Source organism: Streptococcus sp. HMSC057G03 (genome assembly GCF_001808745.1).
In the GTDB taxonomy this organism is placed as follows: Bacteria; Bacillota; Bacilli; order Lactobacillales; family Streptococcaceae; genus Streptococcus; species Streptococcus parasanguinis_Z.
This window is the reverse complement of the sequence record NZ_KV794418.1, coordinates 68,767-80,759: the sequence shown is the minus strand read 5'-3', so window position 1 is coordinate 80,759 and position 11,993 is coordinate 68,767. Positions and strand designations below refer to the sequence as shown.

The window sequence follows — 11,993 nt, the reverse complement described above, 5'->3', positions numbered from 1 at the left end:
GATTTTATGGTATAATTAAAAGTATGCATACAAAACCAACGTCCGCTTATGTCCACATACCATTTTGTACCCAGATTTGTTTTTATTGTGATTTTTCGAAGGTCTTTATTAAGAACCAACCAGTCGATGCCTATTTGGAGCATTTGATCCAAGAATTTCGTCGGGAAGAAATCACACACTTACGGACTCTCTATATTGGGGGTGGGACACCGACAGCACTAACTGCGGATCAGCTAGCCTATCTGCTCAAGGAGCTGACCAAGTCGCTTGATCTGTCTCAGATGGAAGAGCTGACCATCGAGGCCAATCCTGGTGATTTGGATCCGGATAAGATTGCGGTCTTGAAGGATTCGCCGGTTAATCGGGTTTCATTGGGCGTGCAGACTTTTGATAATCGCTTGCTCAAGAAGATCGGTCGGAGCCATCAAGAGCAGGATATTTATGATAATATCGACCGTCTGAAGCTGGCTGGTTTTGACAATATTTCGATCGACCTCATCTATGCACTTCCGACGCAAACCATGGACCAGGTCAAAGAGAATGTCGCTAAGGCTCTTGCCCTTGACATTCCCCACATGAGTCTTTATAGCTTGATTCTGGAGAATCACACAGTTTTTATGAATCGCATGAGACGGGGCAAGCTTCCTCTACCAAAAGAGGAGTTGGAAGCAGAGATGTTTGAATACATTATTCAGGAGTTGGAGCGAGCGGGCTTTGAGCATTACGAAATTTCTAATTTCTCCAAGCCTGGTTTTGAAAGTCGACACAATCTCATGTATTGGGACAATGCTGAGTATTATGGTCTGGGAGCTGGAGCATCCGGCTATGTCGATGGGATTCGCTACAAGAATCATGGCCCCATTCGTCACTATATGCAAGCTGTCGAAGAGGGAAATGCGCGTGTCCAAGAAGAGCATCTGACTCAGACAGAAATGATGGAAGAAGAGATGTTTCTAGGACTACGTAAGAAAACAGGCGTTTCCAAGAAGCGTTTTGAAGAAAAATTTGGTGTGAATTTTGACCAACAATATGGACCGGTGGTTGAGGAATTGATCCAGCAGGGACTTTTGGTCCCTGACAAGGACATTGTACGAATGACCAAGAAAGGTCTCTTTTTAGGAGACACTGTAGCAGAGAAGTTTATTTTGGAGTAGAAAATGGCAAAAACATTTGAATACAGCATGAAAATTCCGTTTGATATGAGCGATGTCAATGGTTATATTAAGATTCCCCAATTGATCTTGCTGTCTTTACAGGTATCGGGCATGCAATCGATTGAGCTGGGTATGAGTGATATGTACATTTTAGAGAACTACAATCTAGTCTGGATTATCACGGATTACAATATGAAGATCGAGCGTCTCCCTGTTTTTGATGAGAAAATCACTATCGAAACCTATGCCAAGAGTCACAATCGACTTTTCTGCTACCGGGCCTTTAATATCAAGGATGAAGCAGGAAATACTATCATTGAGATGGTCGCGACCTTTGTCTTGATGGATCGGGATACACGCAAGGTTCATCCTGTTATGAGTGAAATCACGGATGCCTTTGACTCTGAATTTTCAAAAACCATGCTCCGTGGTCCCCGTTTCAAAGAATTAGAAGGCGGCGTCGAACAAGAATACCGGGTTCGGTTTTACGACTTGGATATGAACGGACATGTCAACAATAGCAAGTACTTGGACTGGGTTTTTGAGGTGATGGGAGCAGACTTCTTGACCCATCATATCCCTAAAAAAGTTCATCTAAAATATGTCAAAGAAGTGCTAGCAGGAGGTCTCATCACCTCTCAATATGAACAAGAGGGCTTGAAAACTCAGCACCAAATTACTTCAGATAGTCAGATCAATGCCCAAGCTGAAATTGAGTGGGAAGAAGTAGAAGAAAAGGGTTGGAATTATGGAAAGTAGAAGATTAAAAAATAAAAAACAGGAACTTGAAAGCTATCAAAAACGGGTTGTGGCCTATGCCAAGCGTCAAAAGAACCCTTTGTACATGTTGGGAGATTGGCTCTTGACTCTTTGTGCTTTGGGCATCATCCTGGTAGAGGAAATTTATAAATTTTTCCGCTATCGCTTGAATTTAGAGAGTTTTAATCGCTTTTTAAGAGAAGATATACGCTGGTATCGGGTCTGGATCCATTTCACCTTGGCCTTTCTTTTACCGGTCATGATCTTCTCGATTGGGATTACTAGCCAATCAGGATCCTTCTGGTCCAATTTCTATCACCGCTTGTCTCAAGGCGTGCTCTTTAGCACAACAGTCAGCCTCGCTGCGACCTTAGTGACGGATTTTGTCGAGAATTTGCAACCAGAAACTAAGTCTGACGGGAAAAATCGGAGCACTAAACGCACGGTTTATCAAATCAGTGTGGATCAGGCAACCGTGATAGGCTTGTTATTGACCATTGTCATCCTCATGGTAGCATCCTTCTTGTTCACCCAATCGGGAAGTCAAGGGATTAATTTTACAGGTTTGGTGTTACAATTTGTCCTCTATGCTGGAGCCTTGCTCTTATATGGTTCTGGTGGACGAGTCGATGCAGAGAAGTTACATGACGAAACGGAAACAGAAAAGGAAGAATAAATGCACTACAAGGGCTATTTAATTGATTTGGATGGCACCATTTACAAAGGAAAATCACGAATTCCAGCAGGAGAAGCTTTTGTCCATGAATTGCAGGCGCGTGAGATTCCCTATCTCTTTGTCACCAATAACACAACCCGCACACCAGAGACTGTTCGGGATATGCTGGCGACTCACTTCAATATTGAAACCCCTGTGTCGACCATCTATACAGCTACCCTTGCAACCATTGACTACATGAATGACCAAAATTTGGGCAAAAGAGTCTATGTGATCGGAGAAGCGGGGCTCAAAGATGCTATGGAAGAAGCTGGCTATATTATCGATGAAGAAGCACCTGATTATGTGGTGATTGGCCTGGATTGGCAAGTGGATTATGAGAAGTTTGCTAAAGCAACCTTGGCGATTCAAAAGGGAGCTCACTTTATCGGGACCAATCCGGACCTCAACATCCCAACGGAGCGTGGCTTGCTGCCAGGGGCAGGATCCTTGATTGCGCTTGTAGAGGCTGCGACACGGGTCGAGCCTGTGATCATTGGCAAACCAAAGGCCATTATTATGGATAAGGCCATTGAACACTTGGGTCTTGAAAGAGAAGAAGTGGTTATGGTTGGGGACAATTATTTAACAGATATTCGTGCGGGTATTGACAATGGGATTCCAACCCTTTTGGTGACGACAGGTTTTACCAAACCAGAAGAAGTGCCAACCTTACCAATCGCACCGACACATGTTGTTGCCAGTCTAGCGGAGTGGGATTTTGATGCTTAAAAGTTTGAAATCAATTAACCTATTTTTCTTTATCTTATCAGCAGCAATCCTTCTCACCATTGCTCTCGCTTGGGTCCTCTATCCCATGGAGATTCATTGGTTGGGGATTCAAAGCCGGACTGGTTTTTCGGCATCTGTCATCATGAAGAATTTTAATGTCTTGATGAACTACTTGACCAACCCTTTTCAATGGGTGTTGAAGATGCCTCAATTCCCCTCTTCAAAAAATGGACTGCACCATTTTGAGGCTGTCAAGTACCTATTTCACTTAGTGACAGTTGTTTTCGTGGTGACACTACCTGGTTTTATCCAGTTTATGCGGACAGTCGTCAAAAAAGGCTACCTGACCTTGTACCGTAGTCTCTTCTTTTGGATGATGGTTTTACCAGTAGTGCTTGCAGTGATAGCTGTTATGATTGGCTTTGATCAATTCTTTACGCTCTTTCATCAGGTCTTATTTGCTGGGGACAATACTTGGCTCTTTGATCCGCGCGTGGATTCGATTATTCTTGCATTACCAGAAGACTACTTTATGCATGCCTTTTTGATTTTCTTTGTCTTATACGAAGGAATGTGTGCAAGTTTTTATCTATTTTCTAGGAGGAAGAAATGAACCAATACAACCGATTATTAGACCCTAAAAAAGATATAGGAAGGTATTCCGGGACACTTGCCATTTATCTCTTGGTAATGACCTTGGTAACCGTCCTGTGGGAAGTCCTCCTTGGATTGACCATAGCAGGCTCTCTCAGAAAAGATCCAAGTCAAGTAACGGAGAAACTTAATGCCCTGAATGTTTGGGCTGGTATTCCCTACCTCATCTCTATTTCCATTGGACTCTTTCTTTTTAATGCCTATCGCAAGAAGGCCCTCTATAAATATGATCTTAAGCACAAGGGACGTAAGATGACTCTTTCAGTCTTCTTTATTCTTCTCGCCTTTCTTGGCTTTTCTCAAGTTTTTTCATCTGTGATGACACAAGTGATTGAGCGCATGTTTGAGACCATTGGCCTTCACTCTCCGACACCAGATCTTGGAGATACGATTGAGCGATCTTGGACCATGCTCTTGTATGCTGGTTTTTTTGGTCCTATCACAGAGGAATTCTTCTTCCGTGGGGCCGGCTTGCGAGGCTTGGAACGGTATGGGAAGATTTTTGCTATTGTCATGACGGCTATCTTGTTTGGTCTCTTCCATGCCAATTTTGACCAGCTCTTTTTCGCAAGTATCATTGGTCTAGGTTTCGGCTACATTGCCTTTGAATACAATATCTGGTGGGCTATTTTCTATCACATTTTCAATAATTTTGTGATTTCCCAAGGCTTGCATTATGTGGCCTATCATGTGGACGAGGGACTAGCGAATTGGCTCCAAATTGCTGTTTTAGCTATTGGTTCCATTGTCATGATAGTGGTTCTTGCGACTAAATGGCCAGCTATCAAGGCTTATATTCAAGCCAATAAACCTCAGCCGGGAGTTTTCCAGCGTGCCCTCGCGTCCTTCTGGTTCTGGTTCTTCGTGCTATTCACTATCCTGATGTCTATTGTTCCTTATGTGATTCCGCTCTTCCAGATGGCCAATTTCAAAGGATAAGTATCATTAAAGGGGGATCCTTTTAGATCCCTCTTTTTTGCTATAATAGAGGAAGTAGAAATGCAAAATTTGAACATGAAAATAACACAACTTAAAAGATTAAAAATGGAGTAATGGTTACTGATGAAAAAAAATCTAAAAAATGGAAATGGATCCTGTTGATAATCCCTGCACTGATGATTATAGGGATTATCAGGATTACCCTTGATGAGATGAAATCAAAAGATGGAATATACTATCTGACAGTAAAAAATGAATCTACTAAAACAGCCTCCCTAGATAAAACTTCATGGATAAAAATAGAAGGAGAGCAGATCACCATAAAGGAAGGTAGTTCAGAGCATACTTACTCATATGATACTGAAAATAATGAATTTGTTAGAGATTCAGAGAAGTATTCTTGTATGATATATGATGGACTTTTAACCCTTTCAGGAGATCAGCCACAAAAGGAATTACCTGAGTATGTCAGTCCAAATAGTAGTTGGTATTCGGGATACGAAAAAGGGCAAGTGAAAATAAAGGATTGAGGATGAGGGTCTGATATATCATTTAAAAATTATTTTTAAATTGGTGAAGGTGGATAATAATACAAACATATTAGAGAGAGGCTAACCCCTCTCTTTTTTGCTATAATAGAGAGTATGAATAACTTGATTAAATCCAAGCTCGAGCTTTTGCCGACGAGTCCGGGCTGTTACATTCACAAAGACAAGAACGGAACCATCATCTATGTGGGGAAGGCCAAGAATCTTCGCAATCGGGTGCGGTCCTATTTCAGAGGAAGCCACGATACTAAGACGGAAGCACTGGTATCTGAGATTGTGGATTTTGAGTTTATCGTCACTGAGTCCAATATTGAGGCCTTGCTTCTTGAGATCAACCTCATCAAGGAGAACAAGCCCAAGTACAATATCATGCTCAAGGACGACAAGTCCTATCCCTTCATCAAGATTACCAATGAGCGCTATCCGCGCCTTATCATCACGCGCCAGGTCAAAAAGGATGGTGGTCTCTATTTCGGTCCCTATCCAGATGTGGGAGCAGCCAATGAGATCAAACGACTTTTGGACCGGATTTTCCCTTTCCGCAAGTGTACCAATCCGCCTTCCAAAGTCTGCTTTTACTACCATTTAGGGCAATGTATGGCCCACACGGTTTGCCACAAGGACGAGGCCTATTTCAAGGGCATGGCCCAGGAGGTCTCTGATTTCCTCAAGGGGCAGGATGACAAGATTATCGATGAGCTCAAGCTCAAGATGACTACCGCTGCGCAAAATATGGAATTCGAGCGGGCGGCCGAGTATCGGGATCTGATCCAGGCTATTGGGACCCTGCGGACCAAACAGCGGGTCATGGCCAAGGATTTGCAGAACCGGGATGTCTTTGGCTACTACGTGGACAAAGGCTGGATGTGTGTGCAGGTCTTCTTTGTCCGTCAGGGTAAGCTGATCGAGCGCGACGTCAACCTTTTTCCTTACTACAATGATCCGGACGAGGATTTTTTGACCTATGTGGGGCAGTTTTACCAGGAGAAATCCCACCTGATCCCCAATGAAATCCTGATCCCTCAGGATATCGATGAGGAAGCGGTCAAGGCCCTAGTGGATACCAAGGTCCTCAAGCCCCAGCGTGGGGAGAAGAAGCAGTTGGTCAATCTGGCTATTAAAAATGCGCGTGTCAGTCTGGAGCAGAAGTTCAATCTCCTTGAAAAATCCATGGAGAAGACCCAAGGTGCTATTGAAAACCTTGGAAAACTCCTGCAAATCCCAACTCCTGTGCGTATTGAGTCCTTTGACAACTCCAACATCATGGGGACCAGTCCCGTTTCTGCCATGGTGGTCTTTGTCAATGGGAAGCCAAGTAAAAAGGACTACCGCAAGTACAAGATCAAGACCGTTGTCGGACCAGATGACTATGCCAGCATGCGGGAGGTCATTCGCAGACGCTACAGTCGGGTCATGCGGGATGGCTTGACGCCACCAGATCTAATCGTCATCGATGGGGGTCAGGGCCAGGTTAATGTCGCTAAGCAAGTCATCCAAGAAGAGTTGGGGCTGGACATTCCCATCGCAGGCCTGCAAAAGAATGACAAGCACCAAACCCATGAATTGCTCTTCGGTGATCCTCTCCAAGTCATCGAACTTTCTCGAACCTCGCAGGAATTTTTCCTCCTGCAACGGATCCAGGATGAGGTCCACCGTTTCGCCATCACCTTCCACCGCCAGCTTCGGTCTAAGAATTCCTTCTCCTCCCAGCTGGATGGGATCGAAGGCTTGGGACCAAAACGCAAGCAGTTGCTGATGAAACACTTCAAGTCACTGACCAAAATCAAAGAAGCTACTGTAGATGAGATCGTCACAGTTGGCATCCCACGAGCAGTGGCTGAAGCGGTGCAAGCTAAGCTCCATCAAGGAAAGCAAGAAGAAGCAAGTCTCTTGATGGAAGTTGCGGAGGATTCTGAATCATACCAATCATAAGGAGTTTAAAATGAACCATCGAATCGCTATTTTATCTGATATCCACGGAGATACGACAGCCCTGGAGGCAGTGATTGCGGATGCGCGTGCTCTAGGCGCAACGGAATACTGGCTTTTGGGAGATATTTTGCTACCGGGGCCTGGAAGAGAGGACCTTTTTGAATTGCTGGATGCGATTCCGATCACAGCGGCTGTTCGGGGAAATTGGGACGATTGTCTCTTAGAAGCCTTGGATGGCGAGTACGGACTTGAGGATCCGCAGGAGATCCAACTCCTTCGCCTCACTCAGTACCTTATGGAAGGACTGGATCCTAAGCGAATTGATTGGCTTCGATCCCTTCCATTGGTAGAGAAGAAGGAGGTCAATGGCATTCGCTTTTCACTGACCCACAATTTGCCAGAAAAGAATTATGGTGGGGATTTGCGTCCAGCTAATGCGACGGAGAACTTTGACCAATTGCTGGATGACCAGACGGATCTGGCGATCTACGGTCATGTCCACAAGCAGTTGCTTCGCTATGGCAGCCAGGGTCAGCAGATCCTCAATCCGGGGACTATTGGCATGCCTTATTTTGACTGGGAACCAATTCAAAACCACAGAGCTCAGTATGCGCTAATCGATGTCGAAGCAGATGGGGTGACCAACCTGCAATTTCGTAAGGTGGCCTATGACTATGAAGCAGAGCTCCAAGATGCCAAGGACAAGGGCCTCCCCTTTATTGAGATGTACGAAGAATTGAGACGCGAGGATAACTATCGGGGCCATAATAGTGAGTTGCTAGCTAGCTTAAATGAGAAATACAACTATGCCAAGGAAGTAGCTGCCTATTTCAATCTTTCTAATGAATCATAGATGGGTCTCTTATGTATTCAACCTATAACAAAGAAGCGGATCTTCAAAATGTCTGCTTCTTTTTTCACAATCTTAGGCTGTAAAACCCTGCAAGCTCTTTCATTTTGTGTTAAAATAGAGGTAACAGAAATAGAAAAGGAAGAAGCTTATGAAATTTCTAGAGCTCAATAAAAAACTCCATGCGATCAAGCATTTCACTGACCAACCGGTCGATCCAAAGGATGTACGGACTGCCATTGAAATCGCAACCTTGGCCCCTAGTGCCCACAATAGCCAGCCTTGGAAATTTGTGGTCGTTCGTCAAAAAAACGCGGAATTGGCAAAATTAGCCTATGGTGCAAACTACGATCAAGTCATGGAAGCACCTGTGACCATCGCCCTCTTTACAGATACTGATTTGCAAAAACGTGCTCGTAAGATTGCACGTGTCGGTGGGGTGAAAAACTTCACAGACGAGCAGTTGCAATACTTTATGCAAAATCTTCCTGCTGAATTTGCACGCTATGATGCCCAACAAACAAGTGATTACTTGGCTTTGAATGCTGGTCTTGTTGCCATGAACTTGGTACTTGCTTTGACGGACCAAGGCATTGGAACCAATATTATCTTGGGATTTGATAAATCAAAAATCAATGAAGTATTGGACATCGAAGAGCGTTTCCGTCCGGAAGTCTTGATTACGGTTGGCTATGCGGCTGAAAAAGTAGAGCCAAGCTATCGCTTACCAGTGGACGAAATCATTGACAAACGCTAAGCCAATTAGCCAATAGAAGATTGAGGAGGAATTCATGACAACAGTTGACTTTAAAGCAGAAGTAGAAAAACGTCGCGATGAGATGATGGCTGACTTATACAGCCTCTTGGAAATCAATTCTGAACGCGATGACAGCAAGGCAGATGCAGGGCATCCTTTTGGACCTGGTCCTGTAAAAGCTCTTGAAAAATTCTTGGAAATTGCCAAACGTGATGGCTATGAAACCAAGAATGTCGACAATTATGCCGGTCATTTTACTTTTGGTGAAGGAGAAGAAGAGCTTGGGATCTTTGCCCATATGGACGTCGTGCCTGCAGGTAGTGGCTGGAAGACGGATCCCTACAAACCAGAAATTATCGATGGCAAGCTCTATGCGCGTGGTTCGTCTGATGATAAAGGGCCTACAATGGCCTGCTACTATGGTTTGAAGATCATTAAAGACCTAGGACTCCCTGTTTCTAAGCGCGTGCGCTTTGTTGTCGGTACGGATGAAGAATCAGGCTGGGGCGACATGGATTACTATTTCAAACACGTCGGAATTCCTGAGCCAGATTTTGGCTTCTCACCAGATGCGGAATTCCCAATCATCAATGGGGAAAAAGGAAACATCACTGAGTACCTTCATTTTGGAAATGACAACACAGGAAGTGCCCATCTTCATAGCTTTACAGGTGGCCTTCGTGAAAATATGGTACCAGAGTCAGCGACTGCAGTCGTTTCTGGACAACTACCAGATCTTGCTGGCCTCTTAGATGCTTTTGCCAAGGAACACCAGCTCAAGTATGAAATCTCAACTGTTGATGAAGAAACCTATACCGTTACGATTATCGGGAAATCTGCTCATGGATCAACTCCTGAAGATGGAATTAATGGTGCGACCTACTTGGCTCTCTTGTTGAACCAATTTGATTTTGGTGGCGCTGCTAAGGCTTATCTTCATGTGACAACTTCGCTTCTTCACGAAGATTTTGCCGGCGAAAAATTAGGTATTGCCCATACAGATGCCAAAATGGGACCATTGAGTATGAATGCAGGTGTCTTCCATTTTGATGAAAGCCAAGCAGACAATACCATTGCCCTCAATATCCGTTACCCTCAAGGAACAGATCCTGAAACCATCAAAGCCATCCTTGAAAAGATCGATGGAGTGGCTACAGTGAGTTTGTCAGCCCATGGTCACACACCTCACTATGTTCCGATGGATGATGAATTGGTATCCACTCTCTTGCGTGTTTATGAAAAACAAACTGGTCTCAAAGGACACGAACAAGTGATCGGTGGTGGTACCTTTGGTCGCCTCTTGAAACGTGGTGTTGCCTTTGGAGCTATGTTCCCAGATTATGTCAATACCATGCACCAAGCTAATGAATTCGCAGATGTTGAAGATCTCTATCGTGCAGCAGCTATTTACGCAGAAGCCATCTACGAATTAATCAAATAATCCACTACTCGGCCAGGTTTTCTGGCTGAGTTTTTCCATAGAAGGAGGACTTATGTCAAGGATTGAAACTATTAAACAAGCCATTATGGCAGACCCTCAAAATAAAGCTTATACGGATAGAGGGATTGAGCCACTCTTTGCAGCTCCAAAAACTGCTCGTATCAATATTATCGGACAAGCTCCTGGTCTCAAGACTCAGGAAGCGGGACTCTATTGGAAGGATAAGAGTGGTGACCGCTTGCGCGAATGGTTAGGAGTTGACGAAGACACCTTTTACAATTCTGGTTTGTTTGCAGTTATTCCCATGGACTTTTATTTCCCAGGGCATGGAAAATCTGGTGACCTTCCCCCTCGCAAAGGTTTTGCGGAAAAGTGGCATCCTCAACTTCTCAAGGAGTGTCCGGATATTGAGTTGACCCTCTTGATTGGACAATATGCCCAAGCTTACTACCTTCATGAAAAGGTGAGTGGCAAGGTAACCGAACGGGTTCAGCATTTTAAGAACTATTTACCAACCTATTTTCCACTTGTTCACCCTTCCCCTCGCAATCAAATCTGGATGGCTAAAAATCCTTGGTTTGAGGCAGAAGTGGTCCCAGAATTGCAAGCATTGGTTCAAAAGATCATTCAAAAATAAAGGAGAGCGACGATGGATCCTTATCAACAAGTTAAAGAAAAATTAGATGAGTTAGGAATCTCATTTGATGTGGTGGAACACCCACCTGCATTCACGACGGAGCAGGCGGATTCTTATATTGAAGGCTTAGAAGGTATCCGGACCAAGACCATGTTTTTGACCAACAAGAAGAAAACCCAATACTATCTGCTCATCATGGATGACCAGAAGTCATTGGATATGGATGATTTCAAAGAGCAAGTGGAAGCCAACCGGATCCGCATGGCTTCAGCAGATTCTTTAGCTGAAAAAATGCAATTACCGCCAGGTACGGTTTCTCCATTTGGTTTATTGAACAATGAAGAAAAAGATATTCGAGTCTATTTCGATAAAGACATTGTGTCAGAGGAGATTATGACTTTCCATCCCAATACTAACGAAAAGACGATCTTTATTAAAACCCAAGACTTGTTACGATTTTTAGAGGCTATTGGCTTTCATTATGAAATTCTAACCCTCCCATAACATACCTGATAGGAGAAATCATGAAAGAAATTCCATTTTCAAGCTTTTACCAAGCTTATCAAAAAGGAGACTTACACGTTCTTGATGTACGCGAGCAGGAGGAATATGATGCCCTTCACTTAGACGGAGTTCGTCTTCTTCCCTTATCTGAGTTAGCAGATCGCTACCAGGAATTAGAGAAGGATCATCCCTATTATGTCATCTGCAAGTCTGGTCGACGCTCAGCACGTGCTTGCCAATTTTTGGAAGAGCAAGGCTATGATGTGACCAACGTTCAAGGTGGCATGGATGCATTTGAATCCTAAGAGAGAGTGGGACAGAAATCGGTAATTCATTAGAATTCGATTTCGTCGTCCCACCTCCGCACAGTT

Annotated in this window: 14 protein-coding genes; all 14 read left to right on the top strand. The window is 44.0% G+C overall.

What is annotated here, in order from left to right; translation table 11 throughout:
• The first annotated feature begins 23 nt into the window (after positions 1 to 23).
• The 14 genes from hemW to HMPREF2686_RS02330 all read left to right on the top strand — a co-directional run bounded on the left by hemW (position 24) and on the right by HMPREF2686_RS02330 (position 11,927).
• On the top strand, positions 24 to 1,154 hold the full coding sequence (hemW, locus tag HMPREF2686_RS02395; protein WP_070449082.1) for a radical SAM family heme chaperone HemW: 1,131 nt from the start codon (positions 24 to 26) through the stop codon (positions 1,152 to 1,154).
• 3 nt (positions 1,155 to 1,157) lie between these two features.
• Positions 1,158 to 1,913 (top strand): acyl-ACP thioesterase domain-containing protein, encoded by a 756-nt coding sequence (locus HMPREF2686_RS02390; protein ID WP_021153379.1) that lies wholly within the window; start codon positions 1,158 to 1,160, stop codon positions 1,911 to 1,913.
• A complete protein-coding gene (locus HMPREF2686_RS02385; protein WP_049474586.1) occupies positions 1,903 to 2,589 on the top strand; it encodes a hypothetical protein in 687 nt (228 codons plus the stop codon). The genes HMPREF2686_RS02390 and HMPREF2686_RS02385 overlap by 11 nt, the downstream gene beginning before the upstream one ends.
• Positions 2,590 to 3,360, top strand: coding sequence for a TIGR01457 family HAD-type hydrolase (locus HMPREF2686_RS02380; protein WP_070449080.1), 771 nt, complete (start codon positions 2,590 to 2,592; stop codon positions 3,358 to 3,360).
• Entirely contained in the window at positions 3,353 to 3,973 is a 621-nt protein-coding gene (locus tag HMPREF2686_RS02375) for a TIGR01906 family membrane protein (RefSeq protein WP_049474583.1), read from the top strand. Before HMPREF2686_RS02380 ends, HMPREF2686_RS02375 begins: the two co-directional genes overlap by 8 nt.
• Positions 3,970 to 4,953: a CPBP family intramembrane glutamic endopeptidase gene (locus HMPREF2686_RS02370; protein WP_070449079.1), complete on the top strand. Its 984-nt coding sequence runs from the start codon at positions 3,970 to 3,972 to the stop codon at positions 4,951 to 4,953. The genes HMPREF2686_RS02375 and HMPREF2686_RS02370 overlap by 4 nt, the downstream gene beginning before the upstream one ends.
• 113 nt (positions 4,954 to 5,066) lie before the next feature.
• On the top strand, positions 5,067 to 5,483 hold the full coding sequence (locus HMPREF2686_RS02365) for a hypothetical protein (protein WP_070449076.1): 417 nt from the start codon (positions 5,067 to 5,069) through the stop codon (positions 5,481 to 5,483).
• A 114-nt stretch (positions 5,484 to 5,597) separates the two neighbouring features.
• Positions 5,598 to 7,433 carry an excinuclease ABC subunit UvrC gene (gene uvrC, locus HMPREF2686_RS02360; RefSeq protein ID WP_070449074.1) on the top strand — a complete coding sequence of 612 codons (1,836 nt, stop codon included), beginning with the start codon at positions 5,598 to 5,600 and terminating at the stop codon, positions 7,431 to 7,433.
• 10 nt (positions 7,434 to 7,443) lie between these two features.
• Positions 7,444 to 8,286, top strand: coding sequence for a metallophosphoesterase family protein (locus HMPREF2686_RS02355; RefSeq protein ID WP_070449072.1), 843 nt, complete (start codon positions 7,444 to 7,446; stop codon positions 8,284 to 8,286).
• A gap of 148 nt (positions 8,287 to 8,434) precedes the next feature.
• Positions 8,435 to 9,040: a nitroreductase family protein gene (locus tag HMPREF2686_RS02350; protein ID WP_070449070.1), complete on the top strand. Its 606-nt coding sequence runs from the start codon at positions 8,435 to 8,437 to the stop codon at positions 9,038 to 9,040.
• A gap of 34 nt (positions 9,041 to 9,074) precedes the next feature.
• Positions 9,075 to 10,481: a dipeptidase PepV gene (gene pepV, locus HMPREF2686_RS02345; protein WP_070449069.1), complete on the top strand. Its 1,407-nt coding sequence runs from the start codon at positions 9,075 to 9,077 to the stop codon at positions 10,479 to 10,481.
• A gap of 52 nt (positions 10,482 to 10,533) precedes the next feature.
• Positions 10,534 to 11,118 carry a uracil-DNA glycosylase family protein gene (locus HMPREF2686_RS02340; protein WP_070449067.1) on the top strand — a complete coding sequence of 195 codons (585 nt, stop codon included), beginning with the start codon at positions 10,534 to 10,536 and terminating at the stop codon, positions 11,116 to 11,118.
• A 12-nt stretch (positions 11,119 to 11,130) separates the two neighbouring features.
• A complete protein-coding gene (locus HMPREF2686_RS02335; RefSeq protein WP_070449064.1) occupies positions 11,131 to 11,622 on the top strand; it encodes a prolyl-tRNA synthetase associated domain-containing protein in 492 nt (163 codons plus the stop codon).
• A 20-nt stretch (positions 11,623 to 11,642) separates the two neighbouring features.
• Positions 11,643 to 11,927: a rhodanese-like domain-containing protein gene (locus tag HMPREF2686_RS02330; RefSeq protein ID WP_070449063.1), complete on the top strand. Its 285-nt coding sequence runs from the start codon at positions 11,643 to 11,645 to the stop codon at positions 11,925 to 11,927.
• Positions 11,928 to 11,993 lie beyond the last annotated feature (66 nt).